The sequence below is a fragment of the Fibrella aestuarina BUZ 2 genome (genome assembly GCF_000331105.1).
Taxonomy (GTDB): domain Bacteria; phylum Bacteroidota; class Bacteroidia; order Cytophagales; family Spirosomataceae; genus Fibrella; species Fibrella aestuarina.
Genome location: NC_020054.1, coordinates 222,819 through 243,556, shown reverse-complemented (window position 1 = coordinate 243,556; position 20,738 = coordinate 222,819). Strand labels below are relative to the sequence as shown.

Annotated in this window: 16 protein-coding genes; 7 read left to right on the top strand and 9 right to left on the bottom strand. The window is 59.0% G+C overall.

Annotated elements, in window-relative coordinates; genetic code table 11:
- The first annotated feature begins 77 nt into the window (after positions 1-77).
- The 3 genes from FAES_RS29915 (at position 78) to FAES_RS00930 (ending at position 5,185) form a co-directional block, all read left to right on the top strand.
- A complete protein-coding gene (locus FAES_RS29915; RefSeq protein ID WP_148289270.1) occupies positions 78-452 on the top strand; it encodes a hypothetical protein in 375 nt (124 codons plus the stop codon).
- 93 nt (positions 453-545) lie between these two features.
- A complete protein-coding gene (locus FAES_RS00935; protein ID WP_015329301.1) occupies positions 546-2,948 on the top strand; it encodes an ABC transporter permease in 2,403 nt (800 codons plus the stop codon).
- Between the two features lie 107 nt (positions 2,949-3,055).
- Positions 3,056-5,185, top strand: coding sequence for a M3 family metallopeptidase (locus FAES_RS00930; RefSeq protein ID WP_015329300.1), 2,130 nt, complete (start codon positions 3,056-3,058; stop codon positions 5,183-5,185).
- A 197-nt stretch (positions 5,186-5,382) separates the two neighbouring features.
- Here FAES_RS00930 and FAES_RS00925 read toward each other — a convergent pair whose 3' ends face one another.
- The 3 genes from FAES_RS00925 to FAES_RS00915 all read right to left on the bottom strand — a co-directional run bounded on the left by FAES_RS00925 (position 5,383) and on the right by FAES_RS00915 (position 8,352).
- Positions 5,383-6,069 carry a thioredoxin domain-containing protein gene (locus FAES_RS00925; RefSeq protein ID WP_015329299.1) on the bottom strand — a complete coding sequence of 229 codons (687 nt, stop codon included), beginning with the start codon at positions 6,067-6,069 and terminating at the stop codon, positions 5,383-5,385.
- A gap of 103 nt (positions 6,070-6,172) precedes the next feature.
- Positions 6,173-6,583, bottom strand: coding sequence for a putative quinol monooxygenase (locus tag FAES_RS00920; protein WP_015329298.1), 411 nt, complete (start codon positions 6,581-6,583; stop codon positions 6,173-6,175).
- 44 nt (positions 6,584-6,627) lie between these two features.
- Positions 6,628-8,352 carry a M14 family metallopeptidase gene (locus FAES_RS00915; protein ID WP_015329297.1) on the bottom strand — a complete coding sequence of 575 codons (1,725 nt, stop codon included), beginning with the start codon at positions 8,350-8,352 and terminating at the stop codon, positions 6,628-6,630.
- Between the two features lie 369 nt (positions 8,353-8,721).
- On the opposite strand from FAES_RS00915, the gene FAES_RS00910 reads away from it, so the two are divergent.
- Entirely contained in the window at positions 8,722-10,326 is a 1,605-nt protein-coding gene (locus FAES_RS00910) for a sensor histidine kinase (protein ID WP_015329296.1), read from the top strand.
- Here the strand turns inward: FAES_RS00910 and FAES_RS00905 are convergent.
- The gene (locus FAES_RS00905; RefSeq protein WP_015329295.1) at positions 10,313-12,631 is read right to left on the bottom strand and encodes a mechanosensitive ion channel family protein; all 2,319 of its coding nucleotides are present in this window, start codon (positions 12,629-12,631) and stop codon (positions 10,313-10,315) included. The two genes, FAES_RS00910 and FAES_RS00905, sit on opposite strands and share 14 nt — an antisense overlap.
- A 309-nt stretch (positions 12,632-12,940) precedes the next feature.
- Between FAES_RS00905 and FAES_RS00900 the strand changes: the two genes are divergently transcribed.
- The 3 genes from FAES_RS00900 (at position 12,941) to FAES_RS00890 (ending at position 15,094) form a co-directional block, all read left to right on the top strand.
- Positions 12,941-13,633: a LytR/AlgR family response regulator transcription factor gene (locus FAES_RS00900; protein WP_015329294.1), complete on the top strand. Its 693-nt coding sequence runs from the start codon at positions 12,941-12,943 to the stop codon at positions 13,631-13,633.
- A 115-nt stretch (positions 13,634-13,748) separates the two neighbouring features.
- Entirely contained in the window at positions 13,749-14,306 is a 558-nt protein-coding gene (locus FAES_RS00895; protein ID WP_015329293.1) for a cupin domain-containing protein, read from the top strand.
- A gap of 158 nt (positions 14,307-14,464) precedes the next feature.
- A complete protein-coding gene (locus FAES_RS00890; RefSeq protein ID WP_148289269.1) occupies positions 14,465-15,094 on the top strand; it encodes a dioxygenase family protein in 630 nt (209 codons plus the stop codon).
- A gap of 3 nt (positions 15,095-15,097) precedes the next feature.
- Here the strand turns inward: FAES_RS00890 and FAES_RS00885 are convergent, their stop codons facing one another.
- From FAES_RS00885 to FAES_RS00865, 5 genes are all read right to left on the bottom strand, one after another.
- On the bottom strand, positions 15,098-15,493 hold the full coding sequence (locus tag FAES_RS00885) for a VOC family protein (RefSeq protein ID WP_015329291.1): 396 nt from the start codon (positions 15,491-15,493) through the stop codon (positions 15,098-15,100).
- A gap of 123 nt (positions 15,494-15,616) precedes the next feature.
- Positions 15,617-16,846 carry an alkaline phosphatase family protein gene (locus tag FAES_RS00880; RefSeq protein WP_015329290.1) on the bottom strand — a complete coding sequence of 410 codons (1,230 nt, stop codon included), beginning with the start codon at positions 16,844-16,846 and terminating at the stop codon, positions 15,617-15,619.
- A 163-nt stretch (positions 16,847-17,009) separates the two neighbouring features.
- Complete coding sequence (locus FAES_RS00875; RefSeq protein WP_041257327.1) at positions 17,010-17,480, bottom strand: DUF1801 domain-containing protein; 471 nt, start codon at positions 17,478-17,480, stop codon at positions 17,010-17,012.
- 155 nt (positions 17,481-17,635) lie between these two features.
- The gene (locus tag FAES_RS00870) at positions 17,636-20,308 is read right to left on the bottom strand and encodes an ABC transporter permease (protein ID WP_015329288.1); all 2,673 of its coding nucleotides are present in this window, start codon (positions 20,306-20,308) and stop codon (positions 17,636-17,638) included.
- Entirely contained in the window at positions 20,305-20,643 is a 339-nt protein-coding gene (locus tag FAES_RS00865) for a PadR family transcriptional regulator (protein ID WP_015329287.1), read from the bottom strand. The genes FAES_RS00870 and FAES_RS00865 overlap by 4 nt, the downstream gene beginning before the upstream one ends.
- Positions 20,644-20,738 lie beyond the last annotated feature (95 nt).

The following is a 20,738-nucleotide window of genomic DNA, read 5'->3' as shown; positions in this document are numbered from 1 at the left end:
GAACCAGGCTGCAACGAATCTATTCCAACGCTTTAGTATCGAACGTGGTCTTCAAGCTGCGAAATGTATGAAGCGAGATGAAGCACGTTGCATTATTCCTACTGCTATTGACAGCAGCTTGCCATGACAAACAGGGCTTGTCTATCGAGCCCAACCTGCTAATTGGCACCTGGAATGCCCCGTCATCGACAGGAAGACCATACAGCCGTTGGACGTTTGACAAAGACTATCTGTACATAGTGAACGATACCGTAAAAACTTGTCGGCAGGCAGAAAGTCAACCCTACAAATACTGGATTGAAAACGATGTGCTGGTGACTCGTTATGCTGGTTTTACCAATGGACTATTTCCAATTCAAGATGCGCGTTTCCCCGTGGCCTCGATCAGTTCAACAAACCTGACACTTGTTCTTCCCGATAATAAGCGCAAAGAGTTTGAGAAATGTCCGTAGCCACTAATAGGCCACACGCACACCTTAACATAGATTAACAGCCTGTCAGCGAGGCGTGTCTGTACCTTGCGTTCACGTAAGCACAGACCCGTTATGCTTCAGAACTACATCACGATCGCCTGGCGAAACCTGCTCCGGCGCAAAGTCTACGCCGCCCTCAACATCGTCGGGCTGGCCGTTGGCCTCACCTTTTTTTGCCTGATTGGCAGCTACGTCTGGGGCGAATACCAGGTAAACCAATCCCTGCGCAACGCCGACCGCCAATGCCTGATTCAGAGTCGCTGGAAACAGGAGAACATGGGGATGGACATCACCTCGCTGGCCCCGATCGGTCCGGCCTTGCGGGCGACGTACCCACAGCTCGTAGCGAACTACTACCGTTTCCACGGTGTCAGTGCCACCCTCTCGAAAGGAGCTAATCACTTCCGGGAGTCCATGCAGATCGGCGACTCCACGCTGCTGACCATGTACGGCTTCAGGCTACTACAGGGAAACCCCCGCACGGCCCTCGCCGCGCCCAACGCCATCGTGCTGACGGCGACTAAAGCCCAGAAACTGTTTGGCCGGGCCGATGTGTTGAACCAACTGGTGACCATCGAAACGCCACAGGGCGGCAAGCAGGAACTGCTGGTGACGGGGGTGCTCGACGAACTGCCGCCCAATTCGGTATCGAACCTGCTGGCCGAAGCCAACGAGGTGTTTCTGTCGCCGGGGAGCTTGGCCAGTTTCGGGGCCGACCTGACCGTCTGGGCCAACCCCTACATTGTCAACTACATCGAACTTCAGCCGGGCGTGACGCCGCAGGACCTGGTCAAACCGATGGCGCAACTCATCGCCACCAACGCCCCCGCCGAACTGGCTCAAAACCTGACGGCCTACGTCACGCCCCTGACCGACTATTACCTGCAAAGCAACAACGGACTGGTGCACAAGATGATCGTGACGCTGTCCCTGGTGGCCGTCTTCATTCTCCTGATGGCGGTCGTCAACTTCGTGAACCTCGCCACGGGCAGTTCGGCGGTACGGCTGCGCGAAATTGGCGTGCGGAAGGCGCTGGGCGGGCTGCGGCAGCAACTGACGGCCCAATTCCTGATCGAGGCGATGGTGCTGACCGGGTTGGCGGCGGTGCTGGCCGTGGGGCTCTACGTAGCACTGCGCCCCGTGTTCGACCAGGTGGTGGGTAAACCGCTGCCCGCCCTGAGCGCCTTGCCATGGCGGTACGGCTGGCTGCTGCCCGTGCTGGTGTTGCTGGTAGGCGCGCTGGCGGGTAGCTACCCCGCCCTCTATCTGTCGGCCTATTCGTCGGTTGATTCGCTCAAGGGAAAAAGCCGCTCGGAGAGCGTTCTGTTTCGGCGGGGGCTGGTGACGCTTCAGTTTGCTATCGCCGTGTTTGTCTTTGTGGGGGCCGTGGTGGTCTCGCGGCAGGTGACGTTCTTCTTCAACACCGATCTAGGTTTCAAGAAAGAAGCCGTCCTGACGGTGTCGTCGCTGCCCCGCAATTGGTCGCCCGAGGGGGTGGCGCGGATGGAAGCCGCCCGCGACCGCTTTGCCCGGTTGCCGGGTATTCAGGCGGCGAGTCTGTCGTACGAAATCCCGAACGGCAACGTGGGCAACAGCGCCAACCTCTTCCCGGAAGGGCGCGACTCCACGCAGGCGGTGAGTGTGAAGCTGATGACCACCGACGAACAGTACGCGCAAACCTACCAGATTACCCTCAAAGGCGGTCGCTACTTCCATCAGGGCCGGGCCGGCTCCGATTCGACCAGCGTTGTGCTCAACGAAGCGAGCATCAAAACGCTGGGTTACCCGACGACCGAGGCGGCGCTGGGGCAGGCGGTCCGGATGCAGGGTGATCCACGCCGCTACACCATCCGCGGCGTTGTTCAGAATTTCCACGTTGGCACCCTGCACAAGGCAATCGATCCGCTAGCCATCGTGCACCTTCAAAGTCGGCCCCTGTACCGGTTCTTCTCGTTCCGGCTGGCGACGGGCAACCCCCGGCCTACCATCGACCGGATGGAACAAACCTGGCGCGAACAGTTCCCCGACGCGCCCTTCGACTATGCCTTTATGGATCAGACGCTGGCGAAGCTGTACAAAACCGAGCTTCAGATGGAAAAAGCCGCGTATGTCGCCACGGCACTGGCCTTGCTGATTGTGCTGCTGGGCGTAGCGGGACTGGTGTCGCTGAGCGTTGCCCGCCGGACCAAAGAGGTCGGTATTCGGAAGGTACTAGGCGCGTCGGTGCCCGGTATCGTCGTATTGTTCCTGAACGAATACGTCTGGATGCTGCTGCTTGCGAACCTGCTCGCCTGGCCGGTCGCCTACTGGGCCGTCTCGGGCTGGCTGGCCGATTACGCCTACCACACCCCCATCGGCTGGCAGCCCTTCGTGGGGGTGGCGCTGCTGCTGGCGCTCATCACGGCCATACTCATTGGGCTACAGGTGGTTAAAACGGCCTTGGTAAATCCAATAAAGAGCCTCCGGACGGAATAACGTCGATTGGCGAATGAGAAAGCGGGTAGTTGATAACGTACCTGAGCAGGAAACCGGGTCGGTATGTCGTAAATTTAACGAACCAAAGACAACCGATTCTTCATCAAATGAAAGTCACTCTTCTCCTCGCGTTACCTGTTGTGATGACTGCGCTCATATCGGGGCGACCGGCCCTGGACCCTCCGGCCGGAAACCCATTCTTTTCCGCTTACACCACGCCCTTTGGGGTGCCCCCCTTCGATCAGATCAAGCCCGAGCATTTCGAGCCGGCCATTGACGAAGGCATCAAGCAACAAACGGCCGAAATCGCCACCATTACCCAGCAGAAGGCGGCGCCCACGTTTGCCAACACGGTCGAAGCGCTCGAAGCCAGTGGCGATCTGCTCCGCCGGGTGAACACGGTGCTGGGCAACCTCAACGGCGCCAACACCAACGATCAGTTGCAGAAGATCGCCCAGACGGTCGCGCCCAAACTGGCCAAACACAGCGACGATATTATGCTGAATCCGGTTTTGTTCAGCCGGGTAAAGGCCGTTTATGAGCAACGCAGCAAGCTCAACCTGTCGGGCGATCAGCAGCGGTTGCTCGAAAAAATGTACAAGAATTTCGTTCGGAACGGGGCTGCCCTGACGGCTGAGAAGCAGGAACGGCTGCGGAAAATCAACGGTGAACTGTCGGTACTGACGCTGAAATTCGGTCAGAATCTGCTCGCCGAAAACAACGCCTACACGCTCGTCATCGACAAGCAGGACGACTTGAGCGGCCTGCCTGCTTCGGTGGTGGCTACCGCCGCCGAGGAAGCCAAAAGGCGGAAGCTGGACGGCAAGTGGGTATTTACGCTCCAGAACCCGAGCATCATGCCGTTCCTGCAATACGCCGACAACCGGAAGCTGCGCGAACAACTCCTGCGGGCGTACCTGGAACGGGGCAACCATAACGACGAGCGCGACAACAAAGCCATCATGGCCAACATGGTCGCCCTGCGCGCCGAAAAGGCACAACTGCTGGGCTACGATAACCACGCGGCCTATGTGCTGGAAGAAAGCATGGCCCAAACGCCGGCCAAAGTTGCCGAGCTACTGAATCAGCTCTGGACGGCGACGGTGCCCGTGGCCAAGCAGGAAGCCAAGGAGTTGCAGGCGATCATGGATAAAGACCCGGCGGCGGGCGGTGCCAAACTGGCCAGCTGGGACTGGCGCTATTATGCCGAAAAGCTCCGCAAAGAAAAGTACGCCCTCGATGAGCAGGAACTGCGCCCCTACTTCCCGCTGGAAGGCGTGCGGGAAGGCATCTTCATGCTGACCGGGCGCCTCTATGGCCTGAAGTTCGAGCGCCGCACCGACATTCCGGTCTACCACGAAGAGGCGACGGTCTACGAAGTGAAAGAAGCCGACGGGCGACATATCGGCCTGATCTACATGGATTTCTTTCCCCGGTCGAGCAAGCGCGGTGGGGCCTGGATGACCAGCTACCGGCGGCAGGAAGTCGAGAACGGTAAGAAAATCACGCCCGTCGTGTCCATCGTCTGTAACTTCTCGAAACCCACCGGCAACGTACCTGCGCTGCTGACGCAGAACGAGGTCAGCACGTTTTTTCACGAATTCGGCCACGCCCTGCACGGCTTGCTGTCGAATGTGCACTACGGCAGTCAGTCAGGTACGTCGGTGCCGCGCGACTTTGTGGAGCTGCCCTCGCAGATTATGGAAAACTGGGCCGTGGAGCCGGAGATGCTGAAACTGTTTGCCAAGCATTACCAGACGGGCGCCGTCATTCCTGATGCGCTGGTGGATAAGATCAAGCAGAGCAGCCTGTTCAACCAAGGTTTCGAAACGAGCGAATACCTCGCCGCGTCCCTGCTCGATATGTCGTACCATACGCTGAAACCCGGCCAAACGCCCACCGACGTGCTGGCCTTCGAGAAACAGGCCATGGACAAAATCGGCCTGATCGATCAGATTCCGCCGCGTTACCGGAGCACCTATTTCCAGCACATCTTCTCGGGTGGCTATTCGGCGGGTTACTACAGCTACATCTGGTCGGCGGTGCTCGATGCTGATGCGTTCGAAGTGTTCAAGCAGAAGGGGTTGTTCGATCCCAAATCGGCGCAGTCGTTCCGCAAAAACGTGCTCGAACGCGGTGGCACCGAAGACCCCATGACGCTCTACCGCAAATTCCGCGGCGCCGAACCCGACATCAAGCCTCTGCTCCGTCGGCGCGGCCTGCTGAAAGCGATCTAGGGTGTAGCACAGCTTACTACTAAACGGCCCGGTAAACAGCCTGCTTAGCCGCGCTTTGTCATCCCGACGCAGGAGGGATCTTGAGGTTTCCTTATAAGTGAGTTAGGGAGCATCAAGATCCCTCCTGCGTCGGGATGACAAGCAATCGGTGCTAACTCGAGCCAGTTTAATTAGCTCCCCCGTCAGCCTGCCCCCGCTCACTTCAACATCGTCCGTAACGCGGCTTCGTCGCGGAAACCGGTTTGGCGATCGGCTAGCTTGCCGTTGCGGAAGATCAATAAGGTCGGTAATTCATCAACCTTATAGGCGGCCATCAGGGGCTTTTCCGTATCCGCGTTTAGCTTGATGATCGTCGCCTGCCCGGTCAGTTCCTGCGTGAGCTTGTCGATGATGGGCGCCATTTTCTTGCAGGGGGCGCACCAAGGCGCATATACATCCACCAACACCAGGGGTTGCGCCTGCGTGAGGCTGTCGAAGCGCGCTTGGGTCCACTGCGGCGCGGCCGTCGAGCGGGTTACGCCTTCCACCGGCATCATCCGCGACGACCATTTCAGGTAACCACCTTTCAGTTCATGCACGTCGGTGTAGCCTAGCTCGCGAAGTTGCGTCACGGCCCGGCTGCTCCGCCCGCCCGACAGGCAATACACAAAGACTGGCTTGCTTTTATCGAGCGAGGCCAGCGCCTGCCCAAAATCGTCGCGCTGCGAGTTGATGTTGACCGCGCCCGGCAGATGGCCATCGGCAAACTCGGCGGGCGTGCGCACGTCGATCAGTTGGGCGGCCGGGCTTTGCTTCAGTTGGGTCGCAAACGTATCGACCGAAACCGTCTGCGCCCGTGCACAGAGGCCGATGAACAATAGGGCGGCGGAAAAGAAGTAGTTCATGCGTAGTTGTGTTTAGGGCGGCAATCACCCGGTCAACGAAGATACGACATCGTAGGCGACAGCGAGAACCGTGGTAGAATGCTGCTACTACGTTTGGTTGCGCTTATTTGATCTTCATGCCCGGCACGAGCGGGATGGTTTCGACGAGTTCGAGCGACCGAACCATGTCTTTCGTGCCCGTTTTGTACTTGATGAAATGGGGCGTTTGCAGGTGGGCTTTGTAGGCCGCCGAATCCGCGTAGATCTCCAGGATCGTAATGTGGTTGGGGCGCTTTTTCTCCGCTACGGCGTACAACGTCAGCACCCCCGGCTCCACCCGCACCGACGTTTCGCTTTCTTCCTTCAGCAGGGCATTGTACCGATTAAGCTGCGTCGAATCGATGACCAACCGGGCGAGCCGCACCAGTTGGTTGTTGGGCTTGCGCCCCGACTGCCCCATGGCCCGGCTGGTGAAAACGAAAGACAGGACGAGCGTGAGCAGCGGGGCAAGCAGGTACGTTAGCTTCGGGTTCATGGTGGTCTGTTTTTTCAGTAACGGGTTGGGTACGTACCCACTCTTTATCGACCGCCTTCCAGCCGGTAGACCGGATAGCGATTATAGGTCTTCTCGAAGTAGGGCGTCTGTTTATAGATAAACTCCAACTGGGCGTTGGCACTTTCGGCGAAAACTTTGTCCGACGCCCGCTTGTCGGCCAGTTTCTGGCGCAGGGCGGGGTCGTTACGGAGTAGTTCGGCGGCAGTGTCCTCGAAGATATAATCCGAGAAATACTCTTTCTGATCGAGGATGCTGTCGAAGAAATTCCAGGCGAAAAACGAGTCCTGCGCCTGCGGTTCCAGTGTTTCGATCAGGTAGCGGTTGGCGGGCTGATTGGTCAGAATCAGGTAGTCGCCTTTGTAAAACGGAAGCCGCTGCGTCTCGGTCCTGACCTTTACGCCCGTGTGCAGGTAATGCCCTTCGTAGGGTCGCGGGGCCGTTTTGTACTCGTCGAGGTAATACGCCGAAACAGGCAGCAGCGTGTCTCGCGCAAACGCCTGCATCCTGACGCCGTTGCGTTTCAGCAGGGCGATCACCTCCCGCCAGCCTTGCGGAATCACGTACCCACGGGGCGCGGTCAGTTGCAGGTCGGGCACGAAGTGGTTCAGGTACGGAATGCGTTTGGTAAAGGGCCTGGCCCGGTCGTAATACAGACGTTGCAGGCCCGATACCTCGCTGGGTTTGTAAGCCGCCTCGTAGCCCAGAAACGTAACTGAATCGACCCGGCTGCGGTCGAGCCGGTAGTTGAGCGCGAAGGTCGTTTGCCCCGTAACGGCGGCATCGGCGCGTTGTTTGTTGGCCAGAATCGTCGGGGCGTCGCGTTCGCACAGGCGCAGCACGGCCTCATCAAAGGCGTAGCTGCCCTTCACCCGCGCCGGGTAATCTTTCCACATGTGCGTTTCGAGCGTAAAACCGAAGCAGTTGAACAGCGCCGCGTAGCCCGTGGAGTAGCGGGGCGAATCGTTGTAGCCGAGCAGCCCGCTTTCGGGCTTGTCTTTCGGGTTATTTACGTAGGGGGCCGTCGGAAAACCGCCAGCGGCCAGCGCCTTGTCGAGGGCGGGCTGAAACGTCTGGGTCATGTAGCCCGACAGGGCGGGGTGTAGCTTGTCTTTCTGTGTGGCAAAATACGTGACCACGTGCTGGTAATCAGCCCCGTCGCTGGTGTGGTTGTCGATGAAGACCTGCGGTTTCAACTGCTGAAACATCGTCTGGAAGGCCTTCGTATTCTCGGCATCGGCCTTGATAAAATCGCGGTTGAGGTTCAGGTTGCGGGCATTGCCCCGAAAGCCGTACGTCTCCGGACCGTTCTGGTTCACCCGCGAGACGCCCCGGTTGAGGCAGCCATCCACGTTGAAGACCGGCACGATGGCCAACAGCACGTTTTTGGGCAGCTTGTTGGCCTGCAACAGGTCACGGGCCAGCATCATGCAGGCGTCGATGCCCTCCGGCTCGCCGGGGTGGATGCCGTTGTTGATGAGCAGCGTCACCCGGTTGGGGCGGGCCGTAAACGATTGGTCGGCCGCCAGCAGGAACAGGTGCAGCGGCTTGCCCACGTCAGTTTGGCCTACCTCGATCAGCTTGGCCTGCTCAAACTGCCGGTCGAGCCGCCGGTAGTAGTCGATGATTTCTGGGTACGTTGCCGTTTGCAGCCCCCCACTTCGCTCGTAGGGCGTCGTGAGATCGGGTTTGGGCTGGGCAAAGGCAGGCGTAACAAGCAGGAAAAGCAGGAATGGAAGCGTGACGTTCATGAGTCGGTTGTCTGACAGCCCTAAGTTATTGGGTAAGCGGTCCCGGAATGGCCCCGCGCCCAAAAAAGAAAGCCAGACGACCGAGGTCACCTGGCTTTGGGTTCGCCTGCTAGTGCGGCTATTGTCTCAATCAGGGGCCTTGCACAGCGTCCCCGACTAGCAGCGAATACAGCTACCTAACCGCCCAAAGCGTAACTTGGTTGCGTTGAGGCCGCCTTTTTGCCCGTGAACACAGCCGGGCCAACTCGTCGGGGGTGAGCTGTAAACGCGCAGCCGCTTCCGGTTTCGCCCCATTTTTGGGGTGGTTCGTCCCATTCGGGCCACGGGCCTGCCGGGCCTGCCTAGTTTTGGCCATAAGCAACTGAAACCATGCAGGATACCACACGCTTTCGCCGGTTCGAGACCTACTTTCTGGTCGGAACGGTTACGATCTACGTCATCAGGCGCCTGATCGGAGAAATCAACAATTATGAGGGGCTATACTGGTCGGCGGTGGCTAGTCAGCGGGGTGCGTCGGTGGGCATCCTGCGGCAACTGGAGGGCTACGACCACATTCTCAATACCAACGTACCGCTTATCGGTGGAGCGCTGCTGGTTCTGCTGGCGTGGTTTGTCTTTCATCAACTGGCTTTCCCGAAGCTGCAACAGCAGGTCGATGACCGGCAGGGGTGGCTACTGACCGGCGTAGCGGCCGGGCTCTTGCTGACAGCTACGTTGGTCTATCATTACCTGAAACTGTACGTGCGTTACCAGCACGACGGCGCGGGCAACGTGATCGGGCTGGCGGTGTATTCACTCTACCGAAAACGAACCGTGCTGGCCGATGCCATCGGGCTGGGGATCCTGCTGGGTACGTATGAACTGGCCTTTCAGTACTACCAGTTTCTGACGTACCGGATCGCGCGCGAATTGACTGCCCATTTCCGGCTGGTGAGCTACCTGTTGCTGGGGGGGCTGGCCCTCATGGCCCTTACCTTTGCGCTGAATGGCCACGTACCCCAAACCCTGTGGGACCGGGGTAGCGGTTTGCGCGATGTGTTGATCATGCTGTGCCTGGGCGGGCAGATTCTGGCGTTGCAGCAGTATGTCTACGCTCAACTCATCCCGCTCCTCAGCCAACCCCGCACCTCAGAAACGGCCCTGCAAATCAACCTGGCCACGTACCTGCTGAGTATCCTGCTCGTGACGACGGCGCTGTGGGGAGCCGCTACGGACTTCTACTTCTGGGCGTTCGATCCGCTCATCGTCTTTTCGATCGTGGTCATTATCGGCTCGGTGTCCATCGCCTACCTGCGGCAGGTGCTGAACAAGGAAAAGGTGGTGTTGCAAACGCAGGTGTCGGCGGGGGCGGCCGAGCTGTCGAGCCTGCGGGCGCAGATCAACCCGCATTTTCTGTTTAACGCGCTCAACAGCCTGTATGCGACGGCGTTGAAAGAAAAGAGTGAGAAGACCGCCGAAGGCATTCAGAAGCTGGGCGATATGATGCGGTTTATGTTGCAGGAAAACAACCGCGACCGCATCCCGCTCGACAAAGAGATCGAATACCTGCGCAACTACATCGAGCTTCAGCGGCTACGCATCGACGAATCGCACGACATCGCCATCCGGGTGACGATTCAGGAACCGCAACAGCCGGTGTCTATCGCGCCGATGCTGCTGACGCCCTTCGTCGAGAATGCGTTCAAGCACGGCATCAGCCTGCGGCAGCCGTCGTGGATTACCGTCACCCTGACCCTCGACGCCACCCAGCTGTATTTCAAGGTGCACAACGCCCGGCATCCGAAGCAACAGAATGACCCCGAAGCCACCAATACGGGCGTGGGGCTGGCCAACGTCAGGAAACGGCTGGACCTGATCTACCCCGGTCAGCATCAGCTGGTCATTCAGCAGTCGGATCAGGACTATTTCGTGGCGCTGACCGTTCCGTTTCTTCCCAATCAAGCGCCGGTGGCCGGGGCGGCTACAGCAGCTTGATACCGGCGTCGTTGAACCGGGTCACCAGCCGTTGCAGGAGTTCGCTTTTCAGACTGGCTTCGCTTGAAATGCTCTTGATCCAGATGACGACCTTCAACTCAATGGCGTCGCCGCCGATGCTGTTGACCATAATATCCGGGGTTTGCATGGACTCGCCGAGTTGGCTTGCTTCTTCCTGGATAATGGCCCGCAGGGAATCGACCGACGTATCGATACCTACCTTGAGCGTGAATTCCGTTTTCAGGTACGTCCCCCGCGACGACCAGTTGACGAGCCGGTTCGACAGCAGATCGCCGTTGGGAATGATGACCTCCGACCCCTGCCCGGTCAGCATGCGGCTGGAGCGAATGCCGATGTCCAGAATGCGGCCTTTGCGGTCGGCCAGTTCGATGTAGTCGCCGATGCGGAAGGGCTTTTCAAAAATCAGGATGATACCCGACACGAAGTTGGAAACGATTGTCTGCATCCCCAGGCCGATGCCCACGCTGAGGGCCCCCAGCACGACCGTGAATTTATCGATCGAAATGCCCGACGCCACCACCGCCAGCAGTACGCCCCCGACAATGATCACCAGCCGGATGAGCGCCAGAATCGAGCTGACCTGATCGACCTGCCCGTCGGTGGGCGGGAGTTGACTTTCGCCGAAAAACAGGCCGATGTTTCGCTGAAGCAGACTCGACAGATAAATGATGATGGAGAACGACAGGATATTGCTGAGGCTGAAGGTGACGCTGCCAAACGTGCGGGGTTTGCTGAGGATGCCCCCGACAAAGCGGAAGACATCATTGTCGATGCCCAGATTGATGAAGAAAACCATCAGCCACAGCCCGACGGCCAGCAGAATGAGCGCTTTTTTGACGAACGCCCGCGAATGGCTAACGTTGACCCGCGAGAACAGCCCTTTGGAGCAGGCGCTGATGCGAATCTGTAGTTCGAGGGCTTCGAGCACGATTTCGATGAAAACGACCAGCCCCGTGATCTGAACCAACGCCACCACAGCGGTGATGCTGAACGTTTTGGCCAGGCTGATCCGGCCGATGAGGTTCAGCACGATGGCGAGCAGGTGCAGCACAAAATACAACCGCGTGACGGGCCGGATAATGCGGATGCTGACGGAGCTAAAGTGCAGGTGTTTGGCGTACAGATAGCCCGTGTACAGAAAGGAAAGGTTCAGGATGATCAGCCAGACACGCGACCAGAGCGAGCCGTTGAGTAGGCTGTTGGTCACGATCAACAGCACGTAGAGCCCGCCGTTGATGAGCCACAGACGCAGGTCAGGTTTGGGTATGCGGCGCCACAAATAAACCGTCAGCACCAGCAGCAGCAGAAATTGGGTCAACTCAATATAGAACGATGGCGAACCGGGCTCGAACAGCGGAATCAGGTTCAGCAGCACAATCAGCGAAGCCACCACCGGAACGGGGTGGAGGGTGTCGCTGTCGGGGTCAATCGACAGTTCCCTGGCTTTGCGGTAATTGGTGAAGACCCAGACGAAAAAGCCCGCGGTCAGCAGGTACAGCAGAAACCGGTTGTCCCAGGTCGAGGCCAGGAAGTACGTCAGGATTTTCTGTTGTCCCTGATACGTCGATCGGATAAGGGTTTTCGACTCGTCGGCCGTCGTGGGGGTGGGGGCATTCCACAGGAAGGGGGCCTCCTGCTGAAAGACGTCGACCACCGACTGCTGCGCCTGCTCGTTCAGCGTCGTTTGCAGGTCATTGACGAGCAACGACGTACCCGAGACGTTGGCCAGCAGCCGACTGACCGTGTCGAGTTGTGCGGTTGTCCGTACGCCGGCCTCCTGCAATTGCAGCTTTAGCCCAACCAGTTGATCGCTGTACAGTTTTTTCTCGGTGGTGTCGTTTCCAGCCACCACCAGGAGCGAGTCACTGCTGAGGGTGAGCAACTGATTGAGTTGGCTTTGCAGGTCGTTGTTGGCTTTGGAAAGGCTCGTTTGCCAGGCGCCCAGCTTGGTTTGCGCGTCGTTCAGAATGAGCCGGTAATTGGCCAGACTCTTGGCGTCGACGTTGGCATCTTGCCGTTTAATGTCATCCTGAATGGGCGTGACGTTGGCCTGCACCTCAACCAGACCGGCGCGGATGCGGGCCACGCCATACCCCCGCCGACCTGCCGCCTTTACTTCGGTGATGATCGATTGGGCTTTCTGAATTCTGAACAGAAGCGTGTCCGGAATCTGCTGGCCCGATTCGGGCGATAAGATACTGGTCGTGTCCTGCGCCTGGGTAGGCAATTGGCTCAGAAACAGGAGGGTAAGTAGCCAGCAGGCAAAAAAAAGGCGACTCTTCATAGGCTTACAAGCGGGTTGTACTCATGTAGTAAACGTGAAAAAGTGGCTGAATGGCCTTCTTTTTTTCGAATAGCCTTCCTTGTGGTTCGCCCGCCAACGGACTATAACGGCAGGATCGGAGTAACAGTTGAGACCTGTTGGCGTAGGTTTCCGGGCGACCCGTATCGTTGCCCAACGCCCCTAACCGCTAGCTTTGCCGCAACGGGCTGGCAGGTTGGGCTTATTGATCAACAATGCCGGGCAACTCGTCGCCGACAGGTGGCCGCGTACCGGTTTATCACTTCGTTTATCCCCTTTTTCAACTCAACTATGTCCCTCACTGCGATTGCGATTGACGATGAACCACAGGCGCTGGACGTAATTCGGCTGCACGCGGCGAAAGTGCCGTTCTTGGACCTGAAGGCACAGTTTACCGACGCCTACGAAGCCATCGCCTGGCTCCAGACCAACCGGGTCGATCTGCTCTTTCTCGACATCAAGATGCCCGACATTTCGGGGGTGGAAGTGGTCAATTGTCTGCCGCGCCCGCAGCTGGTGATCTTCACCACGGCCTATTCCGACTTTGCCGTGCAGGGCTTTGAACTCGACGCCGTCGATTACCTGCTGAAGCCCTTTTCGCCCGCCCGTTTTCTGAAGGCCTGCACCAAAGCCCTCGACATCCACACGCTGCGGGCGGGGCCAGCCGGGCGGGCGTTTATTTTCGTGAAAACGGGTTTCGAAGACGAGAAGGTGCTGCTCGACGACCTGCTGTACGTGGAGGCCGACGGCAATTACCTCACGCTGGTGCTGCCTACCCGCAAGCTGCTCACCCGCCAGACCCTCACCGACCTGATGCAGCAGCTCCCGCCCGACCGCTTCGTGCGCGTGCATCGGTCCTACTGCGTGGCGGTGGACAAGATCACCAAACTGGCGCGGCAGGAGATCACCGTGGCTGGGTACGTTGTGCCCATCGGTGCCTCCTACGAAGACGCCGTGGCGGGCATTCGGGCGCGGGTGTTGTAGCGGAGAACGTAGAACTACCTGTTTGTTAACCACTTACTAAATAGGTGAACAAGGTTGATGCGCATTTCCGTGACTTTTAGGGCTATAACGAACGCCTCACACGCAGCCAAACGCCATGAACAGGAAACGATTTATCACGGCCGGATTCGCCGGACTAACGATGCCCGCTTTTGCCCGGACCAAAAAGGCGGATGCGCGGGGAAAGGGCTTCAAAATCAGCGCGGGGGAAGGGCGTATCCATGGGCATCTCAAGCTCAAGGGCGTCAATTCGAACGTCTTGGACGTGAAAATTTCGGGCACGGATACCAACGGCGATTTTGCGTTGTTCGAGCAGACGTCGCTCTCGCCGGGGCGGGGTACACCGCTGCATATCCACCCGTCGCAGGATGAAGTGTTTTACGTGCTGGAAGGCGCCTATCTGTTTCAGGTGGGCGACGAGAAATACAAGCTGGCGGTCGGCGACAGCATTTTTCTGCCCCGCAACGTCCCCCACGCCTGGACGCAACTCGCCCAAACCGGCAAAATGCTGGTCATGCTGCAACCCGCTGGCAAGCTGGAAACGTTTTTCGTTACGATGGCCGGCCTAGACCACGAACCCTCAAAAGAAGAAGTTGCCAAGGTGTTTGCCGCCAACGAGATGCAGGTCGTTGGGCCACCGCTGAAAGCCGAGTAAGAGCTACCCAGTCCCGCCGACAGTTGCTTAATGGCCTGTTTCCCGAACATCACCTCGGTACGTCCTTGGCAGCACCCGTCGACTTTACCAGGCATCAGGTTACCCGGCTTGGATAGGGTGCCGGACCTGGTTGCTTTATGCCAAAAACAATACAAGCCATGAAAACGCAACTCGGCCTGGGGCTGGCGATGCTGCTGAGCCTGACGGGGTACGGCCAGTCCAGGCAGGTGGGCGGCCCTTGCGAAGGCTGCGAAGCCATTCACGAAAGCTCCGTCCCGTTCGAGAAGCTGGACAGTTTCCTGAAACTGCCCGACGCCACCTGGGCTGGTAAAAAGCCGCTGGGGATTAACGGTATCGTGTACAAAGCCGACGGCAAAACCCCGGCGCCGGGTGTGGTGCTCTACCTTTACCATACCGACCAAACCGGGCGTTACGTTGCCAACAAAGACGCTAAAGGCTGGGAGCGGCGGCATGGCTCGTTGCGCGGCTGGCTGCGGACCAACGAAAAAGGCGAATACAAGGTCGTGACGTTACGCCCGGCGCCGTACCCCGGCCACACCGACCCGGCCCACATCCACATCACCGTGAAAGAGCCGGGCCTGCCCGAATACTACATCGACGAGTTTGTGTTTGCCGACGACCCGCTGCTCACCCCTGCCAACCGGCAGAAGCTGGAAAACCGAGGCGGCAGCGGCATCCTGACGCTCAAAGACGTGGGCAACATGTACAAAGCCGAGCGCCCCATTTACCTCGGTCGCAACATTCCCAACTACCCGGCTAGCCGCTGACGGTTAGGCCTGCCGTTCGCCGTAGCAGTAGCAAAGGCCGTCGGGTGCTACGACGAAAAAGACTTTCCACCGCACGTCGCCGTGCTGCTGCATGCTGAAACCGGGTTGCTCCAGCGGCAGGCCGTTGGCCTGCAGCTCGGCAAAGGCATTAACGACGTTGTCGACCTCGAAAAAGCAGCCATCCTGCTCGGGGTCGCCGCCGTTTTCGGCCAGCCCCAGCGTAAGGCCATCACGGGCAATCGTGGCCGATTTAGGGAGCGTATCGTGCCGGGAAACCAGTTGGAAACCCAGGGTGGTCTCGTAGAAAGGCAGCGCCGCGTCGAGGTCGGCGACGGGCAGGTTCATGCGGTCCTGCTGGTAAGGCCAGGCGTTTTTGAGGGTAGCTTTTGGGCTGGTCATGATTGCGTTTAGTAGCGTTTGTCGGCACAAGCATACGACCAGATGAACGTAACCTTTGTCTGTTGTACGAGCTTCCGCCAGCTACATCAGCGGCTATCCCGGCGCCCCGCCCCTAGCCCCAGCTCACTTCAACACAACCCAGCGGTTGACGGAGTTGGCGGGGCCTTCGAGCCAGATCTTGTAAAACGACGACGGGTACGTTTTCACCGAGAAAACGGCCTGCTGCCGGGTGATGGGTACGTTGCCAAGCAGCGTGTAGCGGTCAGCGCCGCCGGTCTCGAAGGCGTTGGTGGTTGAGAGCCACACCTTCACGCGGCCCGTTGTCGTGAAGGCTTTCCAACCGATGTGCAGGCTGTCGCCCTGAAGTTGTACCTGTGGGCCGGCCAGCGAGATGGGGCCGGCGAGGGGTACCCCGTCGATTTCGCGCGCAACGCTGGTCGGGATACGTACCTTCAAGTGCCGGGCGATGGTCGGCATCAGATCGACGATGCCCGGTGTGGCCTGTTTGCCGTAGGCGTTCAGGCCGGGCTGGTTGGCGATTACCCAGGTCTGGCGCTCCCGGTCCGACTGCCCGCCGTGGTTGTGTCCCGTTTTGGCGTCGCGGCCGTGGTCGGTCGTGATGATCAGCAGCCAGTCTTCGCCGCCCTGTAATTGCCGGGTGCGTAGGGCACGGCTCAGTCGGCCCAGTTGCGCGTCCATCTTCTCAACGGCGGCTGTCAGCTGCGGGCTATCGCCGTAGCGGTGGCCCATATCATCGGTGTATTCGAGGTAGACCCACGAGAGGTCGGGCGCCTGGGTGCGCAGGCAGGCGATGGCTTCGTCGATTACGCGGTTGTCGATCCGGCTCATGTACGCTTTTTCGCGGTCGTGCGGGAAGGTCGCCGTGTCGAGCTCGTACCCATCGGCATGGTAGTCGATGGTCAGGTTATTGGTCTGCGGCAGACCATCACCCACGAGTTTGGTCCGGTTGTCGAGCCAGCTGGAGAACACCGCCGTTTTGCGGGTCGGGTACTGGTTCTTGAACAGCCGGAAAAGCGTCGGGTAGTGGTAATTGGGGGCTTTGATGTCGTTGCCCCAGACATTGTGCTTGTTGACCCACGTACCCGTGAGCAGGCTGTTGTAGCCCACCGCCGAGATGGTTGGCGTTTGGGAATACGTCCCTTTCTGACCGCCCACGTAGGCCCGCTTGTAGAACCCCGCCCGGCTCAGGCTGTCGAGATGCGGCGTGTTGGCTTTTTCGAGCACATCGGCCGGAATGCCATCGACAATCACAAAAACGGCTTTCGGGGTACGTTTCTGGGCCAGCGCGGGCCAGCAAGCCAGGCAAGCCAACAGCAATAGAATAATAGGCATGGAAAAGGCCGGTTCGTGTTGCGCGCAAAAGTACCGGATTCGCGTCAGCGGTGGCGGCCCGTTCCCATTAAGCGTTCGTGAAGTTACGGACCCGCCGCCGGTACGGTGCGTAGTGGTAGCCAACCTGGTGCGGTCCTGAGGCCGGCTAAACCGCTCATGACAGCTAGCGCCCCGACTTCATGGCCTTTCGGTGCTGGTCGTAGATGGCGATCCAGGCGTCGGGTGTCAGCCTGGCGGCCAGTTCGCCCAACAGCGCGTACGGGATCTGGTCCGGTTTCTTGAAACGGACACAGCCTTTGCCCATGTCCAGTTTGGTAGTGCTGTGTTTGGGGTATTCGCCGACAAACCAGTTCAGCAGGTCCGCATCGCAGTACAGTCCGACGTGATGAAACACGATGGCGTTTTTCTGCGACCCCACATTGATGAAGGGCAGCGGCAGGGCCGGATTACTAGGGTACCCGGCCGGGTAGAGCGCGTGCGGCACCACGTAGCCGATCATCCCGTAGCTCATCTCTTCCGAAAAGCCGTTGGGTAATTGCTGCCGGAGTACGTCGCGAAGCTGGTTGATGGCTGCCTTCCGGTCGTCGGGCAGGGCGTCGATGTAGTCGTCTACGGGCTGGCTGGTCGATTGCATAGGGCTTGAGCCGTTTGGAGGTTGATTGTCGCAAGCATACGACCCGTAGGACGTAACCTTTTTCCGTTGACGAAAAGACGACAAGAATAGCGGGTGCGCCCCGCCGCCATCCCTGCAACCCATGCGCTGAAAGCAACCCGGCCTTATTTCCCGTGCTATTCGCTCCGCAGGCTTTTTACGGGGTCCAGCAGTGCCGCTTTAATAGCCTGAAAGCTCACTGTCAGCAGCGTAATGACGACGGCCCCCACGCCTGCCAGCGCGAATATCCACCACGACAGTTCCGTGCGATACTCGTAGTGTTGAAGCCAGCGCTGAAGCAGGTAGTGCGCGATGACCGTCGCGATACCCAGAGCGATACTGACCAGCACGACAAAATCTTTCGAGAGCAACGCCCAGACCGTAACGACCGACGCGCCCAGCACTTTGCGGATGCCGATTTCCTTGGTGCGCTGCTCCGCCACGAACGAAGCCAGCCCAAACAACCCCAGGCAGGAGATGAAGATGGCCAGTCCGGCAAAGACGCTGGCCAACGTGCCGATTCGTTCTTCACTCCGAAACTTCTGGTCGTACTCGTCATCCACAAAGGTGTAATTGAACGGCGCCTCGGGCAGGTGTTCTTTCAGCACATCGCCGATGGTCGTCAGGGCGGCCTGTGGGCTGCGGGCTGGGTTGAGCCGCATGGTCAGGAATTTGCCGGGTTGCGGACCAATGAAAAAGACCGACGGTTTGGCGGGTTCGTAGGGCGAATCCATCACCATATCCCGAATGACGCCGATGACGTGGAAGCTGACGTTGAACCCGTTTCCATCCCAGGTGATGGTTTTGCCGAGCACGTTTTTCAGGCCTATAAACGCCACGGCCGATTCGTTTAGCACGATACCCAGCGAGTCAGAAGCCAGTTGCCGGGAGAAATCGCGCCCCTGGGCAAATTGCCAGCCGACCGTCTTGCCAAATTCATGCGATACACTGATCGTTGCGAAATTGACTTGGAGGGTTGGGTCTTTCCCGGCCCACTCGAAACCGCCGTTGGTTGAGCGGACCTCCGTCAGCGGGCTGGCCGACTCGCCCACGTCGAGCACCGCTCCCGATCGGATCAATTCGTTCCGCACCGTTTCCCGGTGCTGCTCGTAGTTGGGTACGTTCAGCAGCAGCGAAATCAGCCCGTTGCGGCTGTAGCCAATGGGGCGGTTTTTGGCGAACTGAATTTGCCGATAAACGACCAACGTGCCGATAATCAGCGTGATCGATACCGTAAACTGCACCACCACCAGCACCCGGCGGGGCGTGGCAATGCGATTGATGCCCCGGAGATGTCTCGTCGTGGCGGCCCCTTTCAACACGGCAATAGGCCGGAACGACGACAGATAAAGCGCGGGGTAGCTGCCCGAGATCAGTCCCGTAAGCAGCGTAAAACCGATGCCCAACAACCAGAACATCGGGCTGCGCAGCGGAATGGCCATGTGTTTGTCAGCTATCTGATTGAAGAAGGGAACGGCCAGATTTACCAGCAGCAGGGCCACCCCATAGGCGAGCGTGACGACCAGCAGCGACTCGCCCAGAAACTGAACGATCAACTCGGTGCGCCCGGAGCCGATGGCTTTCCGAATGCCCACTTCTTTGGCCCGATTGACCGAACGGGCCGTGCTCAGGTTCATGAAGTTGATGCAGGCCAGCAGCAACACAAACACACCAATGATCCCGAACAGCCAGACGAACTGTATCCGGCCGCCTTCGTTGACGCCGTTTTTCCAGTCGGAATACAAATGCCAGCGCGCCATCGGGTACAGCAGGACTTCGGGTTTCTGAGTCGCACTAGTCTGGGTATGCTGGGCGAGCAAGTGCCTGATCCTGGCCGATACGTCGGCGAAGGTGGCCCGCGGCGCCAGCTCGACAAATACCTCAAACGACGTGTTGGTCCAGTCGTCTTTAGCCTCGTTTACCCAGGGTGTCGACGCGGCATACAGGCTCCAGGGCGCCATGAACTGCACATCGTCGAAGGCGTTGCCAGCGGGAATGTCTTCATACACACCCGTGACGTTGACCGTCATGGTATTATCGAGGGTCAGCGTCTTGTGCAGCGGGTCGGTATCGCCAAACAAGGCCCTGGCTAGCGACGCTGACAGTAGAATAGAGGCTGGTTCGGTCAGGCCAGCCCGGCTGCCCCGTAGCATCGTCAGTGACAGCATCTCGGGTGCGCCGGGCGTTATAAACTTCCCGCTCTTCGAAAACACCTGGTTTTGTAGCGTAATGGTGTGCCAACTCGTCCACCAGGCCAGTTCAACGTGTTTAAATGAGTTGCCGTAGGTGGTTTTCAGACTTTGGGCCAAGGGAATGGGCAGCCCCATTTTGGTATCGGTGTCTCCGTTCACCGTTCGGTTGCGCACGACCTGCGCAATACGGTCGTGGTGCTGGAAGGATCGGTTAACCGACAGTTCGTCATATACCCACAGGCCGATGAGCATGGCTACGGCCATACCCACGGCCAGCCCGCCAATGTTGATGGCCGAGTAGGCCTTGTGCTTGACCAGGGTGCGGAGGGCGACTGTCAGGTAGTTGCGTAACATGGTTGTCGGGGTTGGGTTGGGGTATTCCGGCCGGGTACGTTGTCGCCGGCGCACGAAAGGCGGCAGCACCGACGCCACGTTGAGCACGTAGCGGAGTGTGGCCTGGGTACGCCCCGCCCGCGCCTGCCAGTCGGCGTAGAGCTCGTCGAGGTCGCCCTCCACTTCTTCCAGGGTGTCTGTGGGGTGCAGCCGCCTCAGCAGCCAACGTACCCAGCGGGGTGGGGTTGACTGGGAGGCGCGGTAATTGGGTTTGGGCGTTTTCATAGGCCGCTCAGTCGGAGGGTGTGAGGTGGAACCAGTTGCCACAATTCCTGCCGCAGTTGCTGGATCTCCTGCAAGGCCCGGCTGCCCAGTGCCGTTACCCGAAACAGCCGCTTGCGTCGCCCGCCCCGCGCGGCCGTGGCCCCGCCGAGTTCAGAGATGACGAACCCCTTCTCTTCCAGCCGGATGAGCGTGTTATGCACCGCCCCGAACGTGACGACCCGCCCCGTATGCTCTTCCAGCGCCTGGCTGACCGTAACCCCGTAGCCGTCGCCATCCAGAATGGCCACCATCAGCAACACCACTTCTTCAAATTCGCCCAGGTACGTTCGGCGCATACGCGTTTCGGATTAGTCTGCATTTTATCGTACAAATAGACGGCCAAAGGTGCAAAAGGGCCAGAACGGCCCCGTATGACCTGTTTTACGGCCGT